This window comes from Bhargavaea ullalensis (assembly GCF_042432615.1).
Classification (GTDB): Bacteria; Bacillota; Bacilli; order Bacillales_A; family Planococcaceae; genus Bhargavaea; species Bhargavaea ullalensis.
The window spans coordinates 55,455-81,371 of the sequence record NZ_JBHLWY010000005.1 but is presented as its reverse complement, the minus strand read 5'-3'; the positions used below and the strand labels follow the sequence as shown (position 1 = coordinate 81,371).

Here is a 25,917-nt window from a genome sequence, read left to right as displayed (position 1 = left end):
TTTCTCGGCTATGCTCTACTCTGCTTTTAAATCCAAGGGCGATGCCGCTCCCGGCACCTTCTGCCCGTCCGGACGAAAAAGTTGATTCCAATCTTACACTGTTCAGAAATTTGTGTCAACCCGCTTTTTGGTGAAAACAACCAGCGACGAACGCAGGCATCGCGTTTGGTGTTGTTTACCGTTTTTTTGTGGCTATTGGATTTTCCGCGGCTGCCTCAGGGAAATTCGCGCCTGGCCGGGAGCTTTCTGCGCCTGCTTTCCGGGTCCCTTTGACTTTTCGCGCCCGCTCCAGGGAAATTCACACCCGCCCGGAGAATTTTCACGTCCGCTTTTTGGACTCCGGATTTTTCGAGGCCGCTCCTGCTCCTCATTCTATTTTCTGCGGCCGGTGTTCATGCCGATTCTTTTTCGGTCATTGTCCGGCGATGGCTTCGGCAATGTCGTCCTGGATCGGAGTGACGGAGCCGGCCAGGTAGTTGTTCATCAGAATGGAGAAGATGTATTCCTCGCCGTCCGCACCGGTGACGTAGCCGGACAAGGTGGAGACGCCTGTGAGTGAGCCGGTTTTGGCCTGGACGTTTCCTTTTGCCGGTCCGTCGGTCATCCGGTTGCGCAGCGTGCCGCCGGTCATGCGGTCAGGATCGCCTGCCACCGGGAGGGATTCCAGGAACACCGGGAACCAGGGCTCTGCCTGGATGCCGTAGAGCAAAGTGGACAGCTGTCCCGCGGTCACCAGGTTCTTGTGGGACATGCCCGAACCGTCTCGGAGCCGCATGGCGGACGGGTCCACCCCGTACTTGGCGAGCACGTCTGCCATCACATTCAGGCCTGCGTCCCACGAGCCTTCATCCGCGGACACTTTCCCGATTTCCTTCACCAGCACTTCCGCATGGCCGTTGTTGCTGAGCTTCATGAACGGGATGAACAGGTCCCGGAGCGGCATCGACTGCTTGGAAGCGAGTTCCGCTGCGCCGGCCGGCACGCTGCCTTTCTTCAAACCACCGGAAATGGAGATCCCTTCGGCTTCGAGCGCTTTCTTGAACAGATCGAGCGCATAGAGGGAAGGATCCCAGACGGCAGTCCAGGAACGGGAGGCCGTTGCGCCGGCCGGGATTGTTCCTTCGATGACAATGGTGTCGGTGCCGTGGGCCCGTTCGATCGAGATGCTCTTGCGGCCGTCCTTGGCGACGGTTTTCGCACGGTTGTCGATCTTCACTGCGTCCGTCGCCGGATCAAGTGTCACGGTTGCCGGGTCGCCCGCGGCTTTTCCGGGGTTGACGTTGACGATGACCGTGCCGGCGTCATAGTCTGTGTTCGGGGAGGCGGTGAGCGCCGATACCGCGGCTCCCGTGTAGTTGGATTCGTCGGACCAGTTCAGGTCCTCTGAAAGCCGGATATCGTCGTACCAGGTCGCGTCGGCGATGAGGTCGCCTTTGACCTTTTTGACGCCTTTTGCTTTTACGTCCTTTGCGAACTTCTCGAAGTCGCTTTTCAGGAGTGTCGGATCACCCCTGCCCTGCAGATAGACATTGCCGTGCAGCACGCCGCCGTTGTTCAGCCGGCCGTCATGGGAGACGTCGGTCTTAAAGCGGTGGTCGGGCCCGAGAGAGTCCAGCGCTGCTATGCCGGTCAGGATTTTCATGTTCGATGCGGGATGGAGCAGCAGATCATCGGTATGCGCATAGACCGTTTCTCCGGTTTCGGCCTTGGAGACGTTTACGCCGATTGTCGCCCCGGCGAGCCTCGGGTCGTTCAGGATGTGGTTCAGCGTGTTGCCGAGCGCGGCATGGTCTTCGGTCGCGACGGCAATCTGCGGGCTTTCGGCTGCGCCCGCCGGGACAAGCAGCAGAGCGGACAGTGCGATTGCAGAAAGCCATTTTTTCGGTGTGGCCGGCATAACAGATCCTCCTTTGGAAAAACTCATTTTAACCAGTGTACCAAGGTTTTTTGAATATTCCATCATATGAATGGCGCATTTTATTCTTGCAGGAACAGGCAAAAAGGCCCATCCGGCTTGTCCGGCGACTAACCAGGCGCAAACAGGGTATAGGGGAACCATAGAGAAAGAATGGACTGGAGGCGAGGGAGTTGGTGGTCAAGGAAAACCAGGAAGAATTGACGATCGCCCTGAACCGGACACTGAAGGAAGGCGACCGGGAAGGGTTTTTGAAGTTATTGAAGGATCTCCGCCCGTATGACCAAGCGATCCAGTACATGAAAATTCCGAGGAAGCTGCATCCGCTCTTCGTGGAGTGCATGGACTTGTCCATGCTGACGGAGATGCTGCCTTATCTGAAGGCTTCGTCCCAGGTAGAGCTGATTCAGTCGCTGGAACCGGACAAAGCGATTCCGATCCTCGATATGATGCAAAACGATGATCTGGCCGCCATGCTGACCGACCTGGACCCGGAAGAGATCGACAGGCTGACGAACATGATGGTCCGCGAAGAGGCGGAAAACGTCCGCCGGATCCTCGACTATCCGGCGGACACGGCGGGCCGGGCGATGACGAACCGGTTCGTCTGGGTGCACGAGAACTACACTGTCGGAAAAACAACGGAAAAACTGCGCTATTATAGTGGTTATGCGACGTCGATGAACTATATATACGTCATCAACAGCGAAAAGCAGCTTGTCGGCGTCGTTTCCTACCGGCAGCTGCTGCTTGCGGATCCGGAGACGAAAATTACGGACATCATGTCCCGGCGGGTCATCTCGGTGGATGCGTTCACCGACCAGGAAGACGTGGCCAAGCAGTTTGCCCGCTATGATTTTGTATCGGTGCCGGTGACAGACAAGGACAACCTGCTTGTAGGCATCATCACGGTCGACGATGTCATTGACATCATCGTCCGTGAAGCGAACGAAGACATTGAAATGCTCATGGCGAGCGGCAAGCAGATCGACTTCCATACGAAACCGTTCACGGCCGCCTACAAACGGCTTCCGTGGCTGATTCTCCTTTTATTCATCGGGCTCGTTTCCGGCAGCATCATCAGCGGCTTTGAGGCCACGCTGGAACAGGTTGTCGCCCTCGCCTTCTTCATGCCGCTCATCGCCGGCATGACCGGGAACACCGGAACCCAGTCGCTGGCAGTCGTGGTCCGCGGCCTCGCTTCCGAAGACATCAATCTGAAAGAGTCGCTGAAGCTCATCGTCCGGGAACTGATCGTCGGCGTCATCATCGGGATCACATGCGGCGCCCTTATTGCAGTCATTGCCTTCATCTGGCAGGGAAGCTTCATGCTCGGGATCGTCGTCGGCTCTTCGCTCGTTCTGACGCTTATTATCGGGACGTTCGCCGGGACGATCATCCCGCTCATCCTCAGCCGGTTCAAGTTCGATCCGGCCGTTGCATCGGGCCCGCTCATCACGACGGTGAACGACATTCTGTCCCTGCTCATTTACTTCGGCATCGCCACTGCATTCCTTTCGAAGCTCACTTGATGGCATATTAACCTCAAAAATAAAGCAGCCGGCCTCTCGGTGAGGTGCGGCTGCTTTTATTTGTCATCGGCTTCCTGATTTTCGACGACCTTTTCAAGCAGGGCTACAATCCGTTCATTGGTACCGGAAGCCTCGCTCTGATCTAGCCTGTCGTTCAGTTCGTCAATCTGTTGTTGGATCTGTTCAAGCTTTTCCTGCAGCTGTTCATCGGCAATCCGGTCTTCTTCGATCGCGATCGCTGCACCGACCACTTCCAGCGTGCCTCCGATCAACTCCAGAATTGCACCGACGAAGCCGATGGCCGTTCCCGGGCTTATCCCGCTGTCTCTCCTGTTTTCCGGACCGCTATTAATCTGACCAAACTGGAACGGACCAGACCCACGCAAGACGTCACTTCCCTGGCAGATGATCTTTCTGATCAGTATATGCCAGCGGTCGTGCAACGGCGATTCATGGATCAGCGTTTGTACCGAACTTGCCAGCCATCTTCATTTACAATCAATTCCGTACCGCGCCATCCGTCTGCGAGGAGTGCCTGCTGGCCGGCGATGTCGTCCATCGGAACAAGACATTTTTCATCGCGATGCGGGACGGCTTCTGCAAGGTCTTTGAAAAACACATAGCGCAGCTTGCCGCCGTACTTGTCCTTGAGTGCCGCCACTTCAAGACCCTGCGAAAACTTGTCTTTCAAGCTCGGGATGTTGCCCGGCATGACGGTCGCACACACATAGCGGTACCGGCTGCGGTCCACCCGCTCCATGAGGACGGTCGCCATCATTTTCTGAAGCCCGTTGCCGCGGAATCGCGGAGACACTGCAGAAATTTCCTGGTAAATGACTTTCGAAATTTCATCTTCCGGCACGCCGACGTCGCGGCCGAGCCCTTCGTGGTCGTTGTCCGGGATGAGCATCGCCCGCCAGGCGACCATTTCCTCTCCGTCGTACACGCCGATCATGTCACCGTTGCCTTCGAGGAGGAACCGGAATTCCTCTTCCGACAACGGCTGGAGACGCGCCTTGTCTTCGAGCGCTTCCACGACCTCTTCCTGCAGGCGGAGGATTTCCGGCAGCTGGGTTGTTTTGAGCAGGCGCATTGTAATGTGGACGCCGTTATTCAGCGTGCCCTCAAAAAGGTTCTCTGTCATCAACATCCCTTCTTTCTGTTTTCCATCGTACTTTACAGAAGAAGTTCTGAAAAGTATCTTTGAGGAAATATCAATAAAGCCAAGCGGAGGGAGCCGGTCGACATGGTGGATAAGGAAACTCAGATCAAAGTTCTGCTTTACGGAGATGCACTGCGTTTTGCCTGCGAGACATTGGGCGTGAAAGACATGACAAAACATCGATATTCCGATGTTTTTTCTGTCACCGAGGATGAAGTATTTGAATATACGAAGGTGCATGGTATCCCGCATAGCGAACAAACAGGCAAGCATTCACTGGCCGAAGGGTTCCATTACTTTAAGGAAGATGACAAGTGGGTGACCTTTTTTAGGGAGAGAGGCCTGGTATTCAGCGAAAAGAGCTTTGATAATGATAACCTTGGAAAGAGGTATGTCGTTCGAACCTTGCTGCAATTGGCCGGTACAGGACTGTATTGAGCGGATCCATCAACAAAACCCCGGTCCTGTTTTATCGGTCCGGGGTTTTCTTATCCAGTTCAGTCAAGTTGTTTCGCCTGGACAATGAGGCGCTGCGCGCTGGAATGCTTTGGCCAGCACGTGACGAGCGACAGGAGGGTGATGCCGTCCTGCCGGTCAAGCACGCTGACTTCATGCGGATACACCACCAGGCTGCGGAACACTTCGTACGTGTAGGTGCCGGATGACGTTTCGTAAGTGATCCGGTCACCGGGCTCGAGTTCGTCGATCCGGCTGAAATATTCTCCGAATACGTGGGTCTGGTGACCGGCGATCGCCAGGCTGCCGCCCTCTGCCGCCGGATCATCCAGCCCCGAGATGCTCCCGAGCGAAAGATCCAGGTTTTCCGGGGTCGCTCCGTCGAGGACGGGGCGCTGAAGATCGATCTTCGGAATCTCAAGAAGACCTGCCAATCCATCGTCCGCGGCGGCCGCTGCGTCCCCGTCGGGACCAGTGGCCGGTTCTCCGGGGCCATGCGCTTCCGCCCGGATCGATTCGAACGAATCCATGAGGCGGTCTTGCGCCTTCCGGTTCTCGAGGTGGCCTTCCCCGAGGCAGAACAGGAGAAGAAGCCCGGCGAGGATCAGCACGGTTCCGAGCCGTCTGACCGTTTTCTTCATGGGATCACCTTCTCTCTCAATCAGGCGACCTTCCTCAGTCCGAATCCGCCGCCGATCAAGGCAAGCGCCATCAGGACAAGCATGATGCTGTTGAGGAAGCCGCCGGTTTTCGGAAGCATTTCTCCGGTCTCGAATCCGCCCATGGCAGGTGCAGAACCGGTGCCGGCCATGTTGCTGGCAGAACCGGTTGTTCCGGAGTTGTTCCCGCCCGTGCCGTTTGTGTTGCCCGGCAGCCAAGCGATGTTGTTGTCCGTGTTGCCTTGATCGAACTCCTCGCCTTCCACGGCATGATTGTTGTTCCCGTTGCCCGGCACTGCAGACGTACCTTCGTCCGGGTTTGTGCCTTCGTCAGAGTTCGTGCCTTCGTCCGGATTCGTGCCTTCGTCCGGGTTCGTGCCTTCGTCTGGATTCGTGCCTTCATCTGGATTCGTGCCTTCATCCGGATTCGTGCCTTCATCCGGATTCGTGCCTTCATCCGGGTTCGTGCCTTCATCCGGGTTCGTGCCTTCGTCCGGGTTCATGCCTTCGTCCGGGTTCGTGCCCTCGTCCGGATTCGTGCCTTCATCCGGATTCGTGCCTTCGTCCGGGTTTGTGCCTTCATCCGGATTCGTGCCTTCATCCGGGTTCGTGCCTTCATCCGGGTTCGTGCCTTCATCCGGGTTCGTGCCTTCATCCGGGTTCGTGCCTTCATCCGGGTTCGTGCCTTCATCCGGGTTCGTGCCTTCATCCGGGTTCGTGCCTTCGTCCGGGTTTTCCCCCGGGTTGGTTACCGGAGGAATGACCGCCGAAGGAGTGAATTGTTCATTCACCAGAATATCTACTTTGACCGGCAGAAGCGGAAGGTCCGGCAAGCGGAGAGACACCCCGCTTTCCTTGATATACGTTCCGTCTTCATTCTCAATCACGTCTTTGGCGAGGACATCCAAGTCGACTTCGCCGAGCACGCCGTCAATCAAGTCGCCCTGCACAAGGCCCGAAGAACTGGAAGTCGTTTCACCATCTGTTGCTTCATGGCGATCCAGTACACCGACATGTGTGCCGCCAAGAATCGGAAGGTTGCTGCCGACCAAATCCACAACGCCTGCATTGCCTGCAGAGCTGTTTTCCGTTTCGACCGCATTTCCGCCGATCACATCGACCGACACGTCATCCAGCAGGTCGTTCGACAGGTCTGCCGATACCACGCCACCGGTCACTGCCGTCGTCTCGCCGTCCGTTGCTTCGTGGCGGTCGAGAACGCCGATGTGTGTTTGTTCGAGAATTGGAAGATCCGACGCGTTCACGTCCACGACGCCGCCGTTTGAGACGTAGCCGTCTTCCGTAACCACCGCATTTCCGCCGATCACATCGACCGACACGTCATCCAGCAGGTCGTTCGACAGGTCTGCCGATACCACGCCACCGGTCACTGCCGTCGTCTCGCCGTCCGTTGCTTCGTGGCGGTCGAGAACGCCGATGTGTGTTTGTTCAAGAATCGGGAGGTCGGAGGCGTTCACGTCCACGACGCCGCCGTCAAACGTACCGTCCGTCTGTTTGCCGCCCACCACGTCGACTGTCACATCTTGGGTCAATCCATTGTTCAGGTTGACCGAAGCGAGCGATCCCTGTTCCGTACCATCAGCGGAAGATTGGCCGAGCACGTCAATATTCACATCTTCCAGAATCCCGCCTTTTAGCCCGACATTAATCAAAGATCCCGACTTGGCTTCATCGTCATCGGAATGCTCAAGCAGCCCGACATGCAGATCTCCAAGCAGCGGAAGATTGTTCAGATTCAAACCGAGGCCACCGTCTTTTTTCGGCTCTGCCGCTTCTTCTGAAGGATTCTGTGAAGAAGCGTTCTCTTCATTTTCGGCCGCATCTGTGTCCGGCAAAGACTCTTGGACCGAGACATCCGCCACGCCGGACTTCTCCTCCGTGCCGGATGCTCCTTCCGTGTACTCTTCATACAGCACGTCCGCCTGAACGTCGCCGACCGGGCTTTCATCAAGCGTCACGCCGGCCACGCCGGACTTTTCTTCCGTGCTGGATGCTCCTTCGGAAGATTCCTCATGCAGCACGTCCGCCTGAACGTCACCGACCGGGCTTTCATCAAGTGTCACGCCGGCCACGCCGGACTTTTCTTCAGTGCCGGAGGCTCTTTCGGGAGATTCCTCATACAGTACATCCGCGTTGAGGTTTCCGACTGCACTGTCTTCAACCGTTGCGTTTAGGACGGCACTGCCGTTTTCTTTTTCAGACGGAAGTTCGACGCTTACCGTTCCGACAACTGGCACGTCTTCCGCTTTCACATCAAGAACTTCGGCGGTGTCTTCCTTGTCGGTCAGGACATTCACGTCCAGCTCAAGCAAGTTTCCGTCACTTTCTGCACCGGTTGCTTTCGGAGATAGAGTCACTGCCAGGCAGAGCGCAAAGCTGGTGCCGGCGATTTTCATCCAATTTGTTTTCATGTTGTTCGCTCCTTTTTTTAATTGATCAGATCAAGTTAAAAAAAGGAGTGGTTTGGGGCGGTTGGCCGGGCGGTGCATTCGTCCATTGACTTTTCCTCAAATGGCTTTCCGCGAGCCAGGCCGCTTCGGATTCAGAAAGTCCGGCGATTGCAGTGCCGATCACCCCCTGGAGCACATCGCCGCTTCCGGCTGATGTGGAAGGGCCGGCCGCTGCAGAACTTCCGCTGCCCGCCTGTTGATGGAAGGCTGTTGTGCCGGTGATGTCCACTCCGTTTTGGAACGGGGCAGATGCCGGCATTTCGGATGTTTCTTTGCTGCCGGCGCGGCTGATTTCCGGCTGGCCAACCCGTTCGGACCAGCGGATGGCTTCAACTGCAGGCCGGTTTTGTGCTGTTATCGGTTCCAAGATCACCGGGGCATGGGCTGCCGTTTCCGCCGATGGAGTTCCGGCATCCGGTTTTGTTGCCCGGGCGGATTCCTTCGCCGGTGTGCTTTCGTCCTTCTGTTCAGCCGGTTGTCCGGACGGCTCTTTTGCCGCGGCAGTCTCCGGTGCCGAAGTATCAATGTCGGCATCCGGTTGCTGCGGGATAGACGGCACTGCCGGTTCCGCCGGCTCTGAGTCAACGGCCGGCCGTTCCGGAGTGGCATCGACCGCCGGTTGCCCGGGCGCCTCTTCAACTGCCGGGCGCTCTGGAAGAACAGGGCGGATGGACGGCACGATTTCCGGCAGTCCCACAACCTGGTCAGTGACGCCGGTGACGACGTCATCCACCGTGTCCGTCGTTTGTCCGACGGTCAGATCCACCGTGCCGGTGACCGTTTCTGTCACTTGATTGACGGTTTCGCCGGTTTTGTCGACCACCTGGTCCACCGTTTCCGTTACACCGCCGACGGTTCCGTGCACGAGATCGACGGTGCCGGATAAGACCGGCACGTCTTTCACCGCTTCGTTGACGGACCCGGTCGCCGTGCGCACCGTTTCCGTCGCACTTTTCGCCGTTTCGGTCACCAGGCCGGTCACGTCACCGGCGGCCTGATCGACGACAGGCAACGTATTGCCGACTGTTTCTTCCACAAGGCCGGTTGTATGGTGAACGATCGTTGAAATTGGACGGCTTTCCGCCGGATTGGTATACGTTTCCGGATCAGTCACCGTCTCCACCGTTTTTTCTGTAAAGTCAGTGACAGATTCAACCGTCGCATTCACACTGTCCGTTGTCCCGCCAACCGTGCCGGTGACGGTGTCCGCCGTCCCGTTCACTGCAGTATCGGCCGTCCCAAGGACCGCATCGGCCGTTTCATTGACGGCGCCGGTCACATTTGAAACAACCGGAACTTCTTTTGCTGCCTCGTTGACGGCATCCGTGGTATCCCTTACCGTGTCCGTTGTGTTTTTTGCCGTATGCTGCACAAGGCCTGCCGTCTCTTCGACCGCCTGTCCGGCAGCTGCGGTCGTATGGCCGACCGCTTCATTGACGAGCTTCGTTGTATCGCCAACGATCTTTGAAACCGGCTTGCTTTCCGCAGGGTTGCGGTATGTCTCGGAATCGGTTGCGGTCTCTGCCGCACTCTCGACAAAATTGGCTGCCGACTCAACGGTCTTTCCGACACCGCCGACTGTTTCCTCAACAACTGTGCCGACTGTTTCCAGCGTGCCGCCGACCGTATTGCCCGCCAGCTCCAACGTTCCTTCGACCGTGTCGCCGACAGCTCCGAGGAGCCCGCCGACCAGTCCGCGGTTTTTTTGCGGAGCCCCGTCTTCTCCATTTTCGTCACCCTCTGCGAAGGCGGCGCCTGCCGGCATGGCGGCAATGAGCATTCCGCACAGGAAAGCACCGGTCACGAATCGTTTCATGGATTCACCCCCTTCCGCTATTAATCTGCCATTCCTCTTCCCCTAACTTTCTCGATAATAACAAAAAATACGGAAGAAAGTGTCCACTCTCTTCCGTATAGGTCTAATATCCTGATTCACTTAAATCACTTTTGCGCCGATTGTTCCCGAAAAGTGGCCAAGTGCCCAGTCATGGCCCGCCTGATTGAAACTGGCAACGGCGTTTTCGTGGATCACGATCTGAAATCCTTTGTTGTACGCATCGACGGCGGTGTGCAAGATGCAGATGTCCGTGCAGACGCCGACAAGATGGAGTTCCGAAATTCCCCGCTCCCGCAGCCTGATCTCCAGATCCGTCCCGGCGAATGCGCTGTAACGGGTTTTATTCATGTAGTAAACATTCGGGTCATCCCGATGTTCCTCGTACACTTTCTGCAGCTCCCCGTATAAGTCCATGCCCGGCGTTCCGGCGATGTTGTGGGGCGGGAAGAGCCGATTCTCGGGGTGATGGGCATCTCCTTCTTCATGCCGGTCAATCGCGAAGACCACAAAGTCTCCCGAGTCGATAAATTTCCGGGTCAGCCGCACAATTTCCCCTTCGATCGCCTGGCCGGGCTCCCCGCAGGTCAGTTTCCCGCCGTCCGCAACAAAATCCATCGTGTAGTCAATATTGATGAGCGCTTTTTTCACGTCTTCAACCCCCTGCCGTATTAGTCAGCCCCATCATACCATTTCTGTTTACAGTTGTCTTGACACTATGGAACAAAACAAAAGACCGGCTCTCAAACCGAGAGACCGGCCCTTTTAAACGGATCAGCGGACTTCCACCGTTTCTTTCGGATTCGATTTGACTTTCATCGTGCCGTTCTCGGCAAGGTTCTGATGCCAGGAGAAGGCTTTTTCCAGAACGTGCGGCGTCTGCCCCCCGCGCCCGAGCGCTTCCTCGTAGTAGGCCCAGAGCTGCTCCCTGTAATCGGGATGGACGCAATTCTCGATGATGAGCGGCACCCGCTCCCTCGGTGCCAGGCCCCGGAGATCCGCATATCCCTGTTCGGTCACGACCACGTCCACGTCATGCTCGGTGTGATCGACATGGGAGACGAACGGCACGATGCTTGAAATGTTGCCGCCTTTTGCGGTGGATTTCGTGACGAAGATCGCGAGCCGTGCGTTGCGGGCGAAGTCGCCGGAGCCGCCGATGCCGTTCATCATTTTCGTGCCGGACACATGTGTGGAGTTGACGTTTCCGTAGATGTCGAACTCGAGCGCCGTGTTGATCGAAATGAGTCCGAGCCTGCGGATGAGTTCCGGATGGTTGGAGATTTCCTGAGGACGCATGATCAGGCGGTCGCGGTATTTCTCAAAGTCACCGAATACCTGCTTCATCTTTTCATCGGACAGTGTAATCGAGCAGCACGAAGCAAAGTCGACCTTGCCGGCGTCGATCAGGTCGAACACCGCATCCTGAAGAACCTCCGAGTACACTTCAAGATGTTCAAATTCCGATTCCACCATGCCGTGGAGGACGGCATTCGCCACACTGCCGATGCCCGACTGGATCGGTGCAAGCGTTTCGTCAAGCCGGCCCATTCCCACTTCGTTGCGGAGAAAAGCGAGCAAGTGGTCCGCCATGATCTGGGTCTCATCATCCGGCTGGACGATCGTCGAAGGCGAATCCTCCTGCTCCGTGAAGACGATGCCTCGGATCTTCTCCGGGTCGACCTGGATGCCCGGTGTGCCGATCCGGTCTTTCACCGACGTCATCGGGATCGGATCCCGCTCCCCCTGCCTGCCGGTGTCATATATATCGTGGATCCCTTCAAGCAGCGGAGTCTGGGCCATGTTGATCTCGACGATGATGTTGTCGGCATGCATCGCAAACAGCGATGAGTTGCCGACGGACGTCGTCGGAATGATCATCCCGTCTTCTTTCACGGCAACCGCCTCGACGATCGCAAAATCAATCGGCCCCATGACACCCGACCGGACCAGTTCCGCCGTGTGGGAAAGATGCTGGTCGACGAAGAACATGTCCCCGTTGTTGATGCTTTTGCGCATCACCGGGTCCGCCTGGAACGGGAGGCGCTTGTGGACAATCCCGGCTTTCGCAAACAGGGCATCGATGTCCGATCCGAGGGAAGCCCCGGTGAAGACATTCACCTTGAATTCTTCTTCCTTCGCGCGCTCCACGAGAGCGAACGGAACCGCTTTCACGTCACCGGCACGAGTGAATCCGCTCAGGCCGAGCGTCATTCCATCTTCAATCCACGAAGCGGCTTTTTCCGGTGAAACAACACGGTTCCGGAGGGACTGGTTCTGAATCCGATCGAGTTGTGATGTCATGTGTATCAACCTCTTCTTGAAAGATTTTGTATAGAATAAGTGCAAGTTTAAATTCTCTTGCTATCATTATTCCCTAAAACGCTTTCATGGCAGAGGTTTTCGGACAGGAAAGCCGGTTTCATGATTCAGACATATAAAACTATGTCTAAAACCGCACAATTCGGCTCTCAGAATCCGAGGATTTTCCTGAAGTAGCTGGAATACGACTGGCTCACCGGCACACGCTCTCCGGTATTCATCTCCAGCAGGAAAGTGGAGTGGGAGTCCGGATAAATCTCGCGGATGTGATGGACATTCACGATGAACGAGCGGTGGCAGCGGACGAACATGTCCCGCGGCAAAATGTATTCGAATTCCTGAAGCGTGTTTTTATGCGTCCCGGCCACGCCCTCGGCAATGACCTGGGTTTTTCGTTCCTTCACTTCAAAATACTGAACCTGCCCGAACGGCACCGGCTTCCATCCGTCTTCCGTCCGGATCGTGACGACCGATTTTCCTTCCGTGTAAGTCGGATAGATCGCCAGCACGCAGCCCTCCAGCTCCCCGTCCCGGTGAAACGGCACGGCCATCCCGTGATACGGGATGCCGAAGATCGCCCGGTCGATGAACTCCGATGTCTTTTGCCCGGAAGTGAGCGCCTGGTGGGCGATCGTCCCTTCGCGGACCGGATCTCCCGGCCGGATTTTCAGGTCGACCCGCTTGCTCGGCCGGTAATAGACATACTGTTCCTTGTCTGTCACGGCGATGGACACTTCGTCGGAAAACAGCTCGCCCATGACGTCCAACAAATCCTTTTCCGAAAACTGCTTCACGGGAAAACACCTTCTTTCGGTTTCCTTTTCTCCATTATACAATGAAAGCCATTTGTCCCGGCATTTCAATCCATATGAAATAAAGCACCGCCCGGGCGGTGCTTCAGTGGTTCTGTTCATTCGTGGAACGAGTCCGGGATGGCACCGAATTTGCGACGGTGATACAGAAGTGGATCTTTCCGGTGGTTGTCGATCTTTTTCACTTCACCGATGATGATCCGGTGGTCGCCGCCGCCGACTGTCGTATGCAAGTCGCAGTGCAGCACGCCCGAGGCGCCTTTGATCACCGGCACGCCGTCAGCCGACATTTCCCACTCGCAGTTTTCAAACCGGTCGATGCCGCGGCTTGCAAACAGGGCACAAAGTTCCCCCTGGTCGCCGGACAGCACGTGAACGGCGAATTTCTTTGCATTCGTGAATATATCGTAAAGCGATACCCGCTTGTCGATTGACCATAAAATAAGCGTCGGATCAAGCGACACCGAGGCGAACGAATTCACCGTCATGCCGACCGGCGTTCCGTCCGGCGCCGTCGCGGTGATGACCGTCACCCCCGTCGGATAATTCCCCATCACTTCCTTGAAGTGGGCAATTTTTTCGTCTTCCGTCATTTGTTTCACCTCATTTCCCCCTGTCTTGCAAACGAAGCATCCGTGCGATGTATGAAAAGGAGCACTTATCAGCTTCTGTTATATGGATCCATACGCAATGATTGCCCTCTCACTATATCAGAACAATCGAACGTTTTTCGACCGGTTTGCTCAACCGCCTTTTTTCACGTGGAACAATCGAGCCGCCAGACGGAGAACCGTTCGTTCGGGTTCTTTTCCGACAGTCCCGGGGTCGGCAGGTCGAGCGCGTGGACGAACGGTGTATGGTGTTCCATGTGGCCGAGGTAATCCAGCGTCGGATAGTAAAGCGCGACGGACACGGAGCGCGGACGTTCTTCTGCTGACTGCAGAATGCGGTCCACGGTTTTGGCGAAAAGATTCACCGAAAAAGGATTGAAATAGTAGAAGAAGCTGTCGAGCGGCTTCACGCGGTAGTCTTCCGCCCTGCAGTTGACGAACGAGACCGACCCTTTCAGCTTGTTCTTCTTCTTTATCATATACGCGTCCCGGTTCTCAAGTGACTCGAGGTAGAGCGAGCCGTCCATCTCGATGCCGGTCACGGAAGCGCCGGTCCGGTGGTTGAGATAAAACGCAGCGCGTCCCTTGCCGCATCCGTAGTCGACGATACCGTCTGTTTTTTTCACAGGATACCGCTCAAGCAGCGCATCAAGCGCCTCGTATGGCGTCGCTTCGTACCGGTTGTCATGGATGGAGCGGACGCCCCAATCCTGCATGCCGCCTGTTTGGATTCCGAGCATCCGGTCGATTTCATGTTCATTCATTTGAAGCCCTCCGGAAATGAAGTCACCCGATGGAAAGCACCGGATGACTTCATTGTAGCCCATCGGAAGATTGCCCGTGTCCGTCTTCCGTCTTTAACTGCATCTCATACCAGTCGGTGATCCGGTTATGCAGCCGGATGGCGTCGAGATTTTCTTCTTCCGCATGCCAGCAGGCTGACATCACCGTCATCGCAAGCGCTGCCTGCAGAAGGCGTTTCCGGCTCATCTGCAGTTCATCCAGCAAGATACCCGTGCGCAGGGCAAGCAGTTCTTCGACTGGTTTGTGTTCAAGCTCATTGTACAGAAACGGGGCCAGGTCATAGGCGGGATCCCCGGAATAGCCGTGCGGATCGATCGCCGTCCATCCGCCCCGATCATTCAGCAGAATGTTTTGGTGGTGCAGATCCCCGTGGAGCAGGCCTCGGCCTGCGCAAGACGCTTCCACCGCGGCAAAGCAGGATCCGGCAAGACGGATTTTCTCCTCCGGAACCGGGCCTCCGACCGGGTGCATCCGGCGATAAGAGCGGCTTGCCTCTTCCCACATGGATGCAACGGAGGGAAATTCAGTTGTTGCCGGCAATGGCCTGCGGAGTCTTTTCCAGACTCCACAAAACGCCCGGGCCGCTTCGGCTTCATCGGAGACCGTTGAAAGCATTGCACCCGGCCGGATGCGTTCCAGCAGTTGGACTCCGTCTTCCGGAACCGACCGGATGAGGGCAGCACAACCGTTCCCTCTGTAAGATTCTGTTGCCAGGATCTCCCGTCGGCTGTCTTTTCCGGGAACCCCGGCCTTGAAGACGGCGGGCGTCCCGTCTTGCCGGCGGACGAACAGCACATAGTTATAAGAAAGATTCCCAACCGGCACCTCAGGTTCAAGCGACCACTTTCGGACATACGAACAGATCGTTTCTTCAAGATTCTCCAGAAAAATAATGCCTTCATTCCCAAACACGGCGCGGACCCGCCCGGTGAATGCCTCCGGAAGCTGCAACTTGATCGCCTCCTTTTTTAAATGTTCCGATTGCCTCCATTGTACGGGGTGCCCGCAAAAAAGCCCAACATCCGCAGTTTGCGGATGTCGGGCCTGTTTGTGTGGGTGCTTATTCAGAAGCTAGATCCGGCGGCGGTTCATCCCGGTTTTCAGACAGTCCGGTTCACTCAGCTCAGCGGATTGTGCCGTAGTAGATCTGGCCGCCGTCAAGATCGATCACTTTCAGCATGTTCGTTCGTTTCACGAAGATGGTTTTATATTCGCCGTGGCCGTTTGCGCTCTTGAAGACAATCACGCGGTTGCTGTAGTTGTCTTCGGCGATAACCGGCGTCAGGCCGTCCACGTTCACGACGGATGCGATCTTGTTGTATTCAGGCAGTGACGAGATGCTGTCTGTTGCAGGTGTTTCCGGCTGGACGGCATCCTGTTCCGGAGCTTCAGGCGTTTCTGCTTTCAGGGCGCCGTAGTAGATCTGGCCGCCGCGTGTGTTGATGACTTTCAGGGTCTGCTGATTTTTCATGAAGATCGACTTGAACTGCACCTGGCCGTACGCATTCGTATAAGTGACCGTCCGCTTGAAGTTGTTGTCTTCGACAATCCGGCCGTGCAGGTCCTGTCCGATCACGGAAGAGACGGTGGCGTATTCCGGAAGGTCTTTGACCGACTGGCCGAACGTGAAGTTGCTGTATGCGCCGTGCTGATGGGAGTAAGAAGTGTATGCAGCGGGTGCTGCCGCCTCCGCTTTGTCTGCATGGAAAGTTCCGGCTGCGCCCGCCCCTGCGGATGCGATCATGGCAATGCTCATTGCGGTTGTCAGTACTTTTTTCATTTGAAATCCTCTCCTCTGTTGTTTGGGATGCTTATAATTTACCGCCGCCGGATGAGAGAATGATAAGAACGCCATGAGAGTTGGAAAAGAAAATACTTGCCAATTTTTAAGGGAATAAATCCCACCGTCCGGTTTGATGAGGAGCGGGGACGGGTAGGCGATACGCCGGTTTCCGGTTACTTCTATTAGAAAGCGGACAGCCGCCTGCTTGGATCAGGCAGTTCGTCGGAGAAGTTGACGGAATGCGATATTCTGCATACGAAATGTATAAATATTTATGAAACCCCTTTCAAATTCGTCTGAAAATACTTTTATCGACGTTTTTATAGGTTCGTGCCTTATAATTATGCATATACTTCAATTCAGAAAGAAGGTTTTTCAGATGGACGGACTCCTTGGCTATATTCCGATTGCCCTCATGATGGTCGTCATGCCCGGTGCGGACACGATTTTGCTCGTGCGCAATACACTCAGCCACGGCACAAAGGCCGGCCGGTATTCTACGCTCGGGATGGCGACGGGCCTCTTGTTCTGGACGCTCATCGCCGTGCTCGGCCTCGCGGTCATCATCGCCAAATCGGTCGTCATGTTCAATGTCATCCGCTACCTCGGAGCCGCCTATCTGATTTTCCTCGGCATCAAAAGCCTGTTTTCCAAAAGCTTTTTCTCCCTTGATGAAGTGGAGGAAGGCGCCGGTGATGCGGTCGGTGCAGGTTCCCATCACAAGGAATCGTTCCGCCAGGGCATGCTGAGCAATATCTTTAACCCGAAGACGGTGCTGCTTTACGTGACGATCATGCCGCAGTTCCTTAATCTCGGAGGAAACGTGAACGAGCAGCTCATCATCCTCGGACTCATCCTGACCGGGCTTGCGGTCGCCTGGTTCTTCCTTCTCGTCTTCATCATGGATCATGCAAAGCGCTGGCTGAACAACTCCCGCTTCCAGAACATCTTCCAGAAATCCGCAGGTGCCCTGCTCGTCGGGTTCGGGATCAAGACGGCGCTTTGATCATTCAAAAAGGCTTGCAGAAACCTCAAACGGTTCCCGCAAGCCTTTTTACATTCAGACGAGTTCCGCCTGTTTTTCGGTGAGTTCGATTTCAAAGCCGAGATCTTCGAGCATCCGGAAGTCGCTGTTGTCTTCCTGGCCTTCTGTCGTAAGGTAGTCGCCGACGAAGATGCTGTTGGCGGCGTACAGGCCGAGCGGCTGGAGCGAGCGGAGGTTCACTTCGCGTCCGCCGGAGATTCGGATTTCCTTGGTCGGATTGATGTAGCGGAACAGCGCGAGCACTTTCAGGCAGTAGCGCGGGTTCAGCTCGTTCGTCCCTTCGAGCTTCGTGCCGTCGATGGCATGGAGGAAGTTCACGGGAATCGAGTCTGCATCAAGCACGCGCAGCGAGCGGGCGATGTCGATCACGTCTTCTTTTGTTTCCTTCATTCCGACGATCGCGCCGGAACACGGGGACAGGCCGTTGCGCTTGGCCGTTTCGACCGTGCCCACCCGGTCGTCGTACGTGTGGGAAGTCGTGATGAACTCATGGTGGCGTTCTGATGTGTTCAGGTTATGGTTGTAGCGGTCGACCCCGGCCGCCTTCAGCTTGGCTGCCTGTTCTTCCTTCAGAATGCCGAGGCAGGCACACACTTTCAGGCCGTATTTCTCCTTGATCTCCTCGACGGCTTCACTGACGACGCGGACATCTTTTGTCGTCGGGCCGCGGCCGCTGGCGACGATGCAGTAAGTGCCGATCTTATTTTCATGGGCCCGCCTGGCACCTTCGAGGATCTGTTCTTTCGTGATGAACGGGTATTTGTCGATCGGTGCCGTGGAGTCGCGGGACTGTGCGCAGTAGCCGCAGTTTTCCGGGCAGTAGCCACTCTTCGCGTTGATGATCATGTTGAGCTTCACTTTCCGGCCGAAGTAATGCCGGCGGATGGTGAACGCCCCGTCCAGAATCGGAAGCAGTTCATCGTCATCTGATGTCAGAATCGCCATTGCCTCCGCATCCGTCAGTTCATTTCCTTTGATCACTTGGTTTGCGAGTCCCTGCCAATTCATCTCCATCATCCTTTCTTCGGTTGTGCGGGGATCAATTTCAGTACTTTGTCCATCCGGTGGGCGAACAGCCCGGCGAGCACAGCGAGTGCAATGTCCTTCGGCAGCGGCGGCATCAGCCAGAGCCACGCCATGCCGTAGGAGAAACCGTCAGGCGCGCCCGACCAAAGCATGTACGCCGCATACATCCAGTTCGTGCCGAACAGGTAGTTGATCGCCGTGGCAACGAGCGCCGCCATGATGAAGGCCGGCACCGTCCGGTAGCGTTCCACAATTTTCCCGGCGGCCCATGCGGCGATGATGAAGGAAATGATGAATCCGAAGTTCGGGGAAACAATCGAAGAGACGCCCCCGCTGAAGCGTGCAAACACAGGCGCCCCCGCCAGCCCGACGAGCATGTAAACCGTACAGGCCATTGCGCCTTTCCGGCTTCCGAGCATGAGCCCGGCAAGCACGGCGAAGAAGGTCTGGAGCGTGATCGGCACGCCGCCGACCACAAAGAACGGAGCGAATGAGGTGATGTTCGCGCCGATCATCATGAGTGTGGCGAACAGGGCGCAGTGGACAAGGTCCAGTGCGTGCCACCGGGATTTGGGACTGACTGTAGCCTGGTGCATGAGAATCTTCCTTTCCTAAAATGAGTAAACTTAATTTTGTTTCAGGTTAACAGTTAAAATATTAAGGAAGCTCCTCTTTTGTGTCAACAGTATTTTTGTTTCGGTTTACTCTTACCGGGATTTTCACATGCGGGAAGTCTCGGATTTGGATATGATAGAAGCAGGTGATGACCATGCGAATGTATGTGAAAGAAGGAAACATTGCGGCCGGCATGACGATGAAAGATGCACGCCGGCCCGAAGAAAACAACATGGGCCTCCATGCGTGCCTGAATCCGCAGGACGTGCTCCAGAATCGGCGGGAGCTGGCAAAGGAAATCGGCGTTCCCCTCGGCCGGTTCGTCTGCGGCCGCCAGACGCACAGCGCCAACTTCCACCGGGTGGCTGAGGAAGACCGCGGACGGGGTGCAGAAACAACGGAGGATGCCATTCCCGACACCGATGCGCTCTATACGTACGAACCAAACATCGTGCTCGGCAGTTTGACCGCGGACTGTGTGCCGGTCCTTCTCTGGAATGAAGCCGCTGGCCTAGTCGGCGCCGTCCACTCGGGCTGGCAGGGGACCGTGAAGGAAATCACACCGAAGCTGCTCAGGCATTTGACCGAAGAAGAGGGTCTGGACCCGCTCGACTTCCGGGTCCGGATCGGCGCTGCCCTCAGCCAGGAGAAATTCGAAGTCGACCGGGATGTCTATGAGCGGTTCCGGTCGCTCGGCTACGCGGATGACTTCATCCGGTTCAACGGTCAGACCGGCAAATGGCACATCGACAACCAGAAAACGGTGGAAACGCAGCTGCTCATGGCGGGCATCCCGCCCGGCCGTATTGCCATCGACCGGTCCTGTACGTACAAAAGCCCCGGCGGCTTCTCCTACCGAGAGGACAAGAAAGCGGGGCGGCATTTAAGCTGGATTGTGAGGACCGAAACTCCTGGAACCGGAGGCCACGGTACCGAGGAACGCTAAAAAGTGAAAAGTGCTGATTTCCGTTGCAGGCCCTCGCTTACCGCGGGCATTGCCTCAGCCGGCGCCAACATGAAGTTGGCGTCTGCTGCCAAAAGGTTAGCGCGTTGGAGCCTTTTGTATAAGACATTGCCCCCGGTCAGAGCACCAGTTGATGCACTTCTCCGGCAATAAACATATAAAGCCCGATGAGCGAGAGCGTGATGCCCAGATAAAACGGCCAAATGTTGTCCTCCGTTTTCTTGTCGAACGTAAACAGCGTCAAGATGCAAAAGACCAGTGCGGCCACCGGAATCCAACCGAATTGCGGCCCAAACGCAAATGCCGCTCCCCCAAGAACCAGCCCGATCAAACCGAAGGGGTTTTGTTTTGGCCATTTGTCTAAGTACGCTCTTTCTTCTTCGGACAAGTTTTTCTTGTCTCCCCAAACATCGAATTCTTTTATCCGATTCAGGAAGGCAATCAGTTTTCTGAATGCAGTCATGGCAACCCCCTGTCCCTCCGTTTTTATGACTTTGCAGCAATGATTTGATCATCAATTTGCCTATGTGCGATCGATTGGGCAAATCAGTTCTATAGCGCCGAACCGCACCAGGGACAAAAAGTAATCTGGATGCAAGAAGAGCCTCCATCATGGATGATCAATCCGTAATCATGATCCTCTTCACCGTAATAGATGAGTTGATCCGGGCAGTCGAACAACTCCTCATGTATCTCGCATGTGAAGTTGGCTTGGTCATTCATCTCGTCGCAACAATGTGTTTTCATGGAAACTCCTTTTTGGAATAAGACCTGTGTTCATTCCCACACCCGGTCCAGATGCCCGGCGTAGAACCGGATGGCCGGTGCGTATTTTTGGATTTCGCCATCAAGTGAGGTGTCTGCCAGGTTCAGCAAAAGCAGGCGCATCGCCTCCCGGTGTTTCCCCAGGTTGTAAAGGGTCATCGCCCGGAACACCTGCAGCGCACGGTCTTCGGGGAATCGGCTGCTCCCTTCCTCCAGCACGGCAATGGACCGGTCGTATCGGCCGAGCGTGCGCCACGTGCTCCCGAGGCCGAGATAAGCGTCCTTCTGTTCGTTTTCCGGCAGGCCGAGCGATATCGCCCGTTCATAGTAAGGAACGGCGGCCGCCTCTTTTCCTGTCCGGTCCAGGCTCCGGGCGCACTCGAATTGGATCTGCGCGTCGTCGGGGTGATCTGCCGCCAGCCGGACGAGCAGTTCACCGGCTTCCTCCAGCCGGCCCGCTTTTCCGAGGAGGCGGGCCTGTTCAAGGTGATCCTTCATTTGCTTTCTCCCTTCCTTTTCAACCGATGACGACCGGATTGCCCTTGTTCTGAAGGACAGACAAAATGCTGAGCGCGGCAAGGTAGCTTGTTTTCGGATTGCCGGGCATCGGCTTGTTTTCGACGGTGAGCGCCATGTCGCCAAAGCTGCCGCCCGCTTCGATCAGATGAGTGTTGCGCTTGGCGGCGGGGTCGGCGATGATGCGGACCTCCGTCTTCTCTGTGCCTAGCCCGGCGAGAGACAGAAGCAGCGCGACGTTGATGTTTTTGGGAAACTTGCCGATCGCCTCGCCGGCGGATCCTTCGAACAGCAGCCGTTCTTCGTCCATCGGCCCCAGCCCGAGTGATTCCGGCGACTTCCTTGTCGTGATCCTCACCTTCTCCAGCCCGCCGATCGCGTTCGCGGATTTCAATAAATCCAGTCCGCCGATCGCTCCGGACGGAAGGTGGACCGACCGTCCGGTTTTCTGTGCGGCTGTCTTCACCTCTTCCAGAAAACCGGCGTCCTTGAATGCCCCGATGCTGCTGGCAATGAAGTCTTTCCCGTTCATCAGGACATCGACGGCGCGGGCGGCCGCCACTTCGATCGCCGCCGCCTCGATCACCACGTCAACGTCCAATCGGATGAACTCCTCGAAGTTCTCATAAAACCGGACACCGTGCCGCTCCGCAAGCCCTGCTCCCGTTTCCCGGTTCCGTCCGCAGACCGCAGTGACCTCCCCGTCGACGAGCTGTTTGTCATTGATGCACTCCAGCAGATAAGCCGCGATGTTCCCTGTTCCCAACACACCGATTTTCATGCTTCCCGTCCCCTTTCCGGTTGAAAGCGTCCCACTCAGGCCCATTTGCGTCTCACTCGGGCCCAGTAGCGTCTCACTCGCCCTATAAATCCACCCTATCAATCAACCCCGGCGCATGCAAGCCGCTTCCCGAAACATAAAAACGCCGGGCGCATCCCTTCACGGAAGGCGCACGGCGTCTTTGATTTACTTTTCGTTCTGGATGGCCGGTTCCGCCTTGCCGGGAGTGTTTCCTTTTCCGGCGGCTGCAGAGTCCGGTTTTCCCGCAGTCATAGCGGAGACGAGCGGGATGGCCCTCAGGAACAGGGCAAGCACGACGGCAGCCACCATGATGATGCCGCCGGCGAGGAACGTTGTCGTCAACGCGTCGCTGAATACATCGCGGACGGACGCGACGAGGCCTTCGGCGACCGGTTTCAAGTCGGACGGCATGCCGGAGAGCGCCTGTTCCAGTTTCGGCTGATCCAATAACATCTCCGGATTCATGAGCGTGCCGAGTTCCTTTGCCTGCTCTGGAGGGAGCTGGGCCATTGCGCCTGCGCCTTCTCCGCCCTGGGCAAACGAATCCTGCATGCGGGAGGTCATTCTTGAACTCATGACCGCCCCAAGGATTCCGATGCCCATCGTGTTGCCGAGCGAACGGAACAGCTGGGAGGAGGCGGAAGCGACGCCTAGCTGGCGGAGCGGGACGGCATTTTGGACGGTGAGCGAGAAGACCGGCATGCTGGCGCCAAGGCCGATGCCGATGACGCACAGATAACTGATGAGCACATAGACCGGTGTCGCCGCATCAATCAGGGACAGCAGGAAGATTCCGACAGCCGTGATGCTGAGACCTGAAATGGCGAGCCCCTTGTATTTGCCCGTCTTGGTCATGAAGTTGCCGGCGAACGTCGTGGCGAACACCATGACGATCGACATCGGCATCATGATATAGCCCGAGCCGCTCGGCGAGATCCCCTTGACGCCCTGGATGAAGAACGGCGTGTAGATCATGACGCCCATCATGCCCATCCCGAGCAGGAATCCCGCGAGGTTCGAGACGGTCACAATGTCGTTTCTAAACAGCGTCAGCGGAAGCACCGGCGTTTTCACTTTTGATTCGACGAAAATGAAAACAAGCAGTGACGCAACGGTCAGGCCGAACAGTCCCAGGATCTGCCACGACGACCATGCGTACTTGCCGGCGCCTTCGCCGGCGAGGCTAAAGGCGAGCAACAGCGAGACGATGGTCATCGTCAGGAACAGAGAACCGAAATAGTCGATCGTTTCGCCTTCTCGCTTCGGTACCTTCGGGAAGAGTTTAAAGATCATGGCGAACGCCACGATGCCGAGCGGCAGGAAGATCCAGAACACCCAGTGCCAGTCGAGGTGATCGACGATGAAGCCGCCCATGAGCGGACCGAGCACGCTGGAAATCCCGAAGATCCCGCTCATGAGGCCGGTCCAGCGGGCACGTTCACGGGGCAGGTACAGGTCGCCGACCGCCGTAAAGGCCGTCGACATGATCATCCCGCCGCCGATCCCGGTGATGCCGCGGAAGATGATCAGCTGGAAGATCGAGGACGACAGGCCGGACAGGAATGCCCCGACCATGAAGAACCCGATTCCGGCGAGAAGGAACGGCTTCCGTCCGTAGATGTCGGACAGCTTTCCGACCAGAATCGTCGCCACCGCCATCGTCAACAGGTAAATCGTGATCACCCATGTGTAGTAGTCCATCCCGCCGAGGCTTGCGATGATCCGCGGCATGGCGACTCCGATGATCGTCTGGTTGATCGCCGAGAAGAACATTGCGACCATGATGGCGATCATGATCGTCACTTTCTGTTTATCTGATAAATGATTCATGCTTGTTGTGTATCCTCCTTTAGTTCTCCGAGCGAGCAGCCGGCCTGTTCAAACACACGGATGAGGGTGTCGAGCTCTTCTTCTGACAAGAGTCCGAACACGCGCTTCATTTCCTTCCTGCCTTGCTGACGCAGCTCCCCGATCACCCGGCGGCCTTCATCAGTGATCTCCAGGTAAACGACGCGCCGGTCTTCTTCGTCCCGGATCCTGCGGACGAATCCCCGCTCGATCAGCTTGTCGGAAGCGCTCGTCACCGCCCCGCCGGTCAGACGGAGGGATTCGGCGAGCCGGGACATGCGCACCCGGCCTTCCTGCTCCAGCTGGTGGATGAGGTACGCCTGTGATCCGGGCAGCTGTGCATCAAAAATTCGGGCCCACACTTTGCCCATGCCCCTCGTCACTTCCCAGAACAGCTCTTCGAATCTGTCGAAGCGATTGTCTTCGTTGCCCATCGGATTCCTCCTTTATTAATTCATCCATTAAATACTTCAATCATTAAAGAGTTTATTAGTATAAATACTTTCGGTACTGCTGTCAACCGTCCGGATTTTCATTTTGCTTGCGAGAGACAGTGGTTTTCATGTTTCCTCCGGATCCTCATTTGCCACTTTGAATCATTTCGTTATACTAAAGAATAGGATTTTTTAGCTCCAAACGGAAAGAAGAGGTTCTCATGAAACAGGTTTTCCCTGCCCTTCAGTGGGCGTTATTCATCCTGATGAGCAGCGTCGTCATTCCGGTGACGATTGCGGCGTCCTACGGGCTGGACCCGGCGGATGCGATTGCATTTGTTCAGCGGTCACTGTTTGTGCTGGGCATCGCCGGGTTGCTGCAGACGTTTTTCGGCCACAGGCTTCCGATCCAGGAAGGGCCGGCCGGACTTTGGTGGGGCGTGTTCACGCTGTATGCGGGACTCGGCACCGTCCTGTTCGGATCTCCGTCCGAGACGCTCCGTGTCCTGCAATTCGCCTTCCTTCTAAGCGGCGGCATCTTCATTGTCCTGAGTGCCTTCGGGCTCGTGGAAAAGCTGGCGGCCCTGTTCACGCCGACGGTCACCGGCATTTATCTCATCCTCATGGTTGTCCAGCTGAGCGGCTCGTTCCTGAAAGGCATGTTCGGCCTGGGCAGCGGTTCGGCGGGCGTGAGTTCGGAAATCCTCCTGTTGTCCGTATTGATCATCCTATTTTCATATGCCTTCCGGAGGATACCGAAATTCGGCCAATATTCGGTGCTGGCAAGCATCGTGTTCGGATGGACGGCGTTTGCCCTGCTTGGTCTCGCAGAGCCCGTCGTCCACGCCGGGCATTTGTTCAGTCTCCCGGCATTTTTTGCATTTGGCATCCCGCGGATGGAAGCGGATGTGATCCCGATGGTCTCCTTCATCACTTTTCTGCTGATCGCGAACATGCTTGCGACCGTCAAGGTTGTCCAGGGGGTCCTTGAGCGTCAAGGCATGAAAGCCGACCGGTCCCGCACAAGGCAGACCGGCATCGTATCGGGCTTGAATCAGCTGCTCGCCGGGACTTTTTCGGCAATCGGGCCCGTGGCCATTTCCGGCTCTGCCGGATTTATCGCCACCACCAGAATTTCCGCCCGCCTGCCGTTCATCCTCGGCTCGCTTCTCATCGTGGTGATCAGCCTGTTCCCGCCGTTCACCGCGTTTGTTTCTTCGATTCCGGTGGCAGTCGGATACGCGGCGATCTTTCCGGTGTTTGCCAGCACGATCAGCCTTGCCTTCCAGGAATTCGAATCGCTTGAGGATAAATCCGCTTTGTTCCAGGTTGCCGGAATTTCGCTGTTCGCCGGCATCGGGACGATGTTCATCCCGACGGATGCGTTCGCCTCGATGTCGCCGGTCCTCACTTCGGTGTTGAGCAACGGCCTTGTCCTCGGTGCCATCATTGCCGTGGCGGCGGAAAGGGTGCTGTTGAGGCTGCAGCGTCCAACAAAAAAAGTGCCGACCGTAAAGAAGAGGGCAAAATAAGTCCGACTC

The 25,917-nt window shown here is 56.4% G+C and carries 26 protein-coding genes and 1 other annotated feature (1 of these 27 cut by a window edge); of the genes, 5 read left to right on the top strand and 21 right to left on the bottom strand.

Going from position 1 to position 25,917, the window contains the following annotated elements; translation table 11 throughout:
• Positions 1-6 (bottom strand) — a binding site (T-box leader) (it extends 225 nt beyond the left edge of the window).
• Positions 7-412: 406 nt separating this feature from the next.
• The gene (dacB, locus tag ACFFIY_RS01170) at positions 413-1,897 is read right to left on the bottom strand and encodes a D-alanyl-D-alanine carboxypeptidase/D-alanyl-D-alanine endopeptidase (protein WP_354194065.1); all 1,485 of its coding nucleotides are present in this window, start codon (positions 1,895-1,897) and stop codon (positions 413-415) included.
• A 191-nt stretch (positions 1,898-2,088) separates the two neighbouring features.
• Here dacB and mgtE point away from each other — a divergent pair, with 191 nt between their 5' ends.
• Positions 2,089-3,447 (top strand): magnesium transporter, encoded by a 1,359-nt coding sequence (mgtE, locus tag ACFFIY_RS01165; protein WP_354194063.1) that lies wholly within the window; start codon positions 2,089-2,091, stop codon positions 3,445-3,447.
• A gap of 56 nt (positions 3,448-3,503) precedes the next feature.
• On the opposite strand, the gene ACFFIY_RS01160 is transcribed toward mgtE, so the two are convergent.
• Positions 3,504-3,833: a hypothetical protein gene (locus tag ACFFIY_RS01160; protein ID WP_354194061.1), complete on the bottom strand. Its 330-nt coding sequence runs from the start codon at positions 3,831-3,833 to the stop codon at positions 3,504-3,506.
• A 71-nt stretch (positions 3,834-3,904) separates the two neighbouring features.
• On the bottom strand, positions 3,905-4,591 hold the full coding sequence (locus ACFFIY_RS01155; RefSeq protein WP_354194059.1) for a GNAT family N-acetyltransferase: 687 nt from the start codon (positions 4,589-4,591) through the stop codon (positions 3,905-3,907).
• A gap of 102 nt (positions 4,592-4,693) precedes the next feature.
• Here ACFFIY_RS01155 and ACFFIY_RS01150 point away from each other — a divergent pair, with 102 nt between their 5' ends.
• The gene (locus tag ACFFIY_RS01150) at positions 4,694-5,047 is read left to right on the top strand and encodes a hypothetical protein (protein WP_354194057.1); all 354 of its coding nucleotides are present in this window, start codon (positions 4,694-4,696) and stop codon (positions 5,045-5,047) included.
• A gap of 59 nt (positions 5,048-5,106) precedes the next feature.
• On the opposite strand, the gene ACFFIY_RS01145 is transcribed toward ACFFIY_RS01150, so the two are convergent.
• The 10 genes from ACFFIY_RS01145 to ACFFIY_RS01100 form a co-directional block, all read right to left on the bottom strand.
• Positions 5,107-5,706, bottom strand: a complete 600-nt coding sequence (locus ACFFIY_RS01145) for a class D sortase (RefSeq protein WP_354194055.1) — start codon at positions 5,704-5,706, stop codon at positions 5,107-5,109.
• A 20-nt stretch (positions 5,707-5,726) separates the two neighbouring features.
• Positions 5,727-8,156, bottom strand: coding sequence for an LPXTG cell wall anchor domain-containing protein (locus ACFFIY_RS01140; protein ID WP_376837139.1), 2,430 nt, complete (start codon positions 8,154-8,156; stop codon positions 5,727-5,729).
• Between the two features lie 25 nt (positions 8,157-8,181).
• The gene (locus ACFFIY_RS01135) at positions 8,182-10,011 is read right to left on the bottom strand and encodes a hypothetical protein (RefSeq protein ID WP_354197527.1); all 1,830 of its coding nucleotides are present in this window, start codon (positions 10,009-10,011) and stop codon (positions 8,182-8,184) included.
• A 120-nt stretch (positions 10,012-10,131) separates the two neighbouring features.
• A complete protein-coding gene (locus ACFFIY_RS01130) occupies positions 10,132-10,680 on the bottom strand; it encodes a cysteine hydrolase family protein (RefSeq protein WP_354197525.1) in 549 nt (182 codons plus the stop codon).
• 123 nt (positions 10,681-10,803) lie between these two features.
• On the bottom strand, positions 10,804-12,333 hold the full coding sequence (gene scpC, locus ACFFIY_RS01125; RefSeq protein ID WP_354197523.1) for a succinyl-CoA:acetate CoA-transferase ScpC: 1,530 nt from the start codon (positions 12,331-12,333) through the stop codon (positions 10,804-10,806).
• A 167-nt stretch (positions 12,334-12,500) separates the two neighbouring features.
• Positions 12,501-13,109 (bottom strand): LytTR family DNA-binding domain-containing protein, encoded by a 609-nt coding sequence (locus ACFFIY_RS01120; RefSeq protein WP_354197537.1) that lies wholly within the window; start codon positions 13,107-13,109, stop codon positions 12,501-12,503.
• A 152-nt stretch (positions 13,110-13,261) separates the two neighbouring features.
• Entirely contained in the window at positions 13,262-13,756 is a 495-nt protein-coding gene (locus tag ACFFIY_RS01115) for a flavin reductase family protein (RefSeq protein ID WP_354197535.1), read from the bottom strand.
• A 164-nt stretch (positions 13,757-13,920) separates the two neighbouring features.
• On the bottom strand, positions 13,921-14,538 hold the full coding sequence (locus ACFFIY_RS01110) for a class I SAM-dependent methyltransferase (protein WP_354197521.1): 618 nt from the start codon (positions 14,536-14,538) through the stop codon (positions 13,921-13,923).
• A 49-nt stretch (positions 14,539-14,587) separates the two neighbouring features.
• Positions 14,588-15,529 carry an aminoglycoside phosphotransferase family protein gene (locus ACFFIY_RS01105; RefSeq protein WP_354197519.1) on the bottom strand — a complete coding sequence of 314 codons (942 nt, stop codon included), beginning with the start codon at positions 15,527-15,529 and terminating at the stop codon, positions 14,588-14,590.
• A 172-nt stretch (positions 15,530-15,701) separates the two neighbouring features.
• Positions 15,702-16,358, bottom strand: a complete 657-nt coding sequence (locus ACFFIY_RS01100) for a hypothetical protein (RefSeq protein WP_354197517.1) — start codon at positions 16,356-16,358, stop codon at positions 15,702-15,704.
• A 382-nt stretch (positions 16,359-16,740) separates the two neighbouring features.
• Between ACFFIY_RS01100 and ACFFIY_RS01095 the strand changes: the two genes are divergently transcribed.
• Positions 16,741-17,367 carry a LysE family transporter gene (locus ACFFIY_RS01095; protein ID WP_354197515.1) on the top strand — a complete coding sequence of 209 codons (627 nt, stop codon included), beginning with the start codon at positions 16,741-16,743 and terminating at the stop codon, positions 17,365-17,367.
• Positions 17,368-17,421: 54 nt separating this feature from the next.
• Here ACFFIY_RS01095 and bioB read toward each other — a convergent pair whose 3' ends face one another.
• Positions 17,422-18,414 (bottom strand): biotin synthase BioB, encoded by a 993-nt coding sequence (gene bioB, locus ACFFIY_RS01090; RefSeq protein WP_354197533.1) that lies wholly within the window; start codon positions 18,412-18,414, stop codon positions 17,422-17,424.
• 5 nt (positions 18,415-18,419) lie between these two features.
• Complete coding sequence (locus ACFFIY_RS01085; RefSeq protein WP_354197513.1) at positions 18,420-19,028, bottom strand: biotin transporter BioY; 609 nt, start codon at positions 19,026-19,028, stop codon at positions 18,420-18,422.
• A 167-nt stretch (positions 19,029-19,195) separates the two neighbouring features.
• Between ACFFIY_RS01085 and pgeF the strand changes: the two genes are divergently transcribed.
• Entirely contained in the window at positions 19,196-19,993 is a 798-nt protein-coding gene (gene pgeF / locus ACFFIY_RS01080; protein ID WP_354197511.1) for a peptidoglycan editing factor PgeF, read from the top strand.
• 136 nt (positions 19,994-20,129) lie between these two features.
• Here pgeF and ACFFIY_RS01075 read toward each other — a convergent pair whose 3' ends face one another.
• From ACFFIY_RS01075 to ACFFIY_RS01050, 6 genes are all read right to left on the bottom strand, one after another.
• On the bottom strand, positions 20,130-20,474 hold the full coding sequence (locus ACFFIY_RS01075) for a cell division protein FtsK (RefSeq protein ID WP_354197509.1): 345 nt from the start codon (positions 20,472-20,474) through the stop codon (positions 20,130-20,132).
• Between the two features lie 89 nt (positions 20,475-20,563).
• Entirely contained in the window at positions 20,564-20,758 is a 195-nt protein-coding gene (locus ACFFIY_RS01070; protein ID WP_376837138.1) for a DUF6980 family protein, read from the bottom strand.
• Positions 20,759-20,788: 30 nt separating this feature from the next.
• Positions 20,789-21,274: a tetratricopeptide repeat protein gene (locus ACFFIY_RS01065; protein ID WP_354197507.1), complete on the bottom strand. Its 486-nt coding sequence runs from the start codon at positions 21,272-21,274 to the stop codon at positions 20,789-20,791.
• Positions 21,275-21,293: 19 nt separating this feature from the next.
• Entirely contained in the window at positions 21,294-22,073 is a 780-nt protein-coding gene (gene nadX, locus ACFFIY_RS01060) for an aspartate dehydrogenase (protein WP_354197505.1), read from the bottom strand.
• 186 nt (positions 22,074-22,259) lie between these two features.
• Complete coding sequence (locus tag ACFFIY_RS01055; RefSeq protein WP_354197503.1) at positions 22,260-23,924, bottom strand: MDR family MFS transporter; 1,665 nt, start codon at positions 23,922-23,924, stop codon at positions 22,260-22,262.
• On the bottom strand, positions 23,921-24,376 hold the full coding sequence (locus ACFFIY_RS01050; RefSeq protein WP_354197501.1) for a MarR family winged helix-turn-helix transcriptional regulator: 456 nt from the start codon (positions 24,374-24,376) through the stop codon (positions 23,921-23,923). The genes ACFFIY_RS01055 and ACFFIY_RS01050 overlap by 4 nt, the downstream gene beginning before the upstream one ends.
• 221 nt (positions 24,377-24,597) lie before the next feature.
• Between ACFFIY_RS01050 and ACFFIY_RS01045 the strand changes: the two genes are divergently transcribed.
• Positions 24,598-25,908 (top strand): purine/pyrimidine permease, encoded by a 1,311-nt coding sequence (locus tag ACFFIY_RS01045; RefSeq protein WP_354197499.1) that lies wholly within the window; start codon positions 24,598-24,600, stop codon positions 25,906-25,908.
• Positions 25,909-25,917: the final 9 nt, after the last annotated feature.

Bases quoted from the DNA above. Each gene is read 5' to 3' on its own strand.
- dacB (WP_354194065.1), bottom strand. From the start codon at position 1,897: ATGCCGGCCACACCGAAAAAATGGCTTTCTGCAATCGCACTGTCCGCT.
- ACFFIY_RS01155 (WP_354194059.1), bottom strand. From the start codon at position 4,591: ATGACAGAGAACCTTTTTGAGGGCACGCTGAATAACGGCGTCCACATT.
- ACFFIY_RS01150 (WP_354194057.1), top strand. From the start codon at position 4,694: ATGGTGGATAAGGAAACTCAGATCAAAGTTCTGCTTTACGGAGATGCA.
- ACFFIY_RS01145 (WP_354194055.1), bottom strand. From the start codon at position 5,706: ATGAAGAAAACGGTCAGACGGCTCGGAACCGTGCTGATCCTCGCCGGG.
- ACFFIY_RS01140 (WP_376837139.1), bottom strand. From the start codon at position 8,156: ATGAAAACAAATTGGATGAAAATCGCCGGCACCAGCTTTGCGCTCTGC.
- ACFFIY_RS01135 (WP_354197527.1), bottom strand. From the start codon at position 10,011: ATGAAACGATTCGTGACCGGTGCTTTCCTGTGCGGAATGCTCATTGCC.
- scpC (WP_354197523.1), bottom strand. From the start codon at position 12,333: ATGACATCACAACTCGATCGGATTCAGAACCAGTCCCTCCGGAACCGT.
- ACFFIY_RS01120 (WP_354197537.1), bottom strand. From the start codon at position 13,109: ATGGGCGAGCTGTTTTCCGACGAAGTGTCCATCGCCGTGACAGACAAG.
- ACFFIY_RS01115 (WP_354197535.1), bottom strand. From the start codon at position 13,756: ATGACGGAAGACGAAAAAATTGCCCACTTCAAGGAAGTGATGGGGAAT.
- ACFFIY_RS01110 (WP_354197521.1), bottom strand. From the start codon at position 14,538: ATGAATGAACATGAAATCGACCGGATGCTCGGAATCCAAACAGGCGGC.
- ACFFIY_RS01100 (WP_354197517.1), bottom strand. From the start codon at position 16,358: ATGAAAAAAGTACTGACAACCGCAATGAGCATTGCCATGATCGCATCC.
- ACFFIY_RS01095 (WP_354197515.1), top strand. From the start codon at position 16,741: ATGGACGGACTCCTTGGCTATATTCCGATTGCCCTCATGATGGTCGTC.
- bioB (WP_354197533.1), bottom strand. From the start codon at position 18,414: ATGAATTGGCAGGGACTCGCAAACCAAGTGATCAAAGGAAATGAACTG.
- ACFFIY_RS01085 (WP_354197513.1), bottom strand. From the start codon at position 19,028: ATGCACCAGGCTACAGTCAGTCCCAAATCCCGGTGGCACGCACTGGAC.
- pgeF (WP_354197511.1), top strand. From the start codon at position 19,196: ATGACCATGCGAATGTATGTGAAAGAAGGAAACATTGCGGCCGGCATG.
- ACFFIY_RS01075 (WP_354197509.1), bottom strand. From the start codon at position 20,474: ATGACTGCATTCAGAAAACTGATTGCCTTCCTGAATCGGATAAAAGAA.
- ACFFIY_RS01070 (WP_376837138.1), bottom strand. From the start codon at position 20,758: ATGAAAACACATTGTTGCGACGAGATGAATGACCAAGCCAACTTCACA.
- ACFFIY_RS01065 (WP_354197507.1), bottom strand. From the start codon at position 21,274: ATGAAGGATCACCTTGAACAGGCCCGCCTCCTCGGAAAAGCGGGCCGG.
- nadX (WP_354197505.1), bottom strand. From the start codon at position 22,073: ATGAAAATCGGTGTGTTGGGAACAGGGAACATCGCGGCTTATCTGCTG.
- ACFFIY_RS01055 (WP_354197503.1), bottom strand. From the start codon at position 23,924: ATGAATCATTTATCAGATAAACAGAAAGTGACGATCATGATCGCCATC.
- ACFFIY_RS01050 (WP_354197501.1), bottom strand. From the start codon at position 24,376: ATGGGCAACGAAGACAATCGCTTCGACAGATTCGAAGAGCTGTTCTGG.
- ACFFIY_RS01045 (WP_354197499.1), top strand. From the start codon at position 24,598: ATGAAACAGGTTTTCCCTGCCCTTCAGTGGGCGTTATTCATCCTGATG.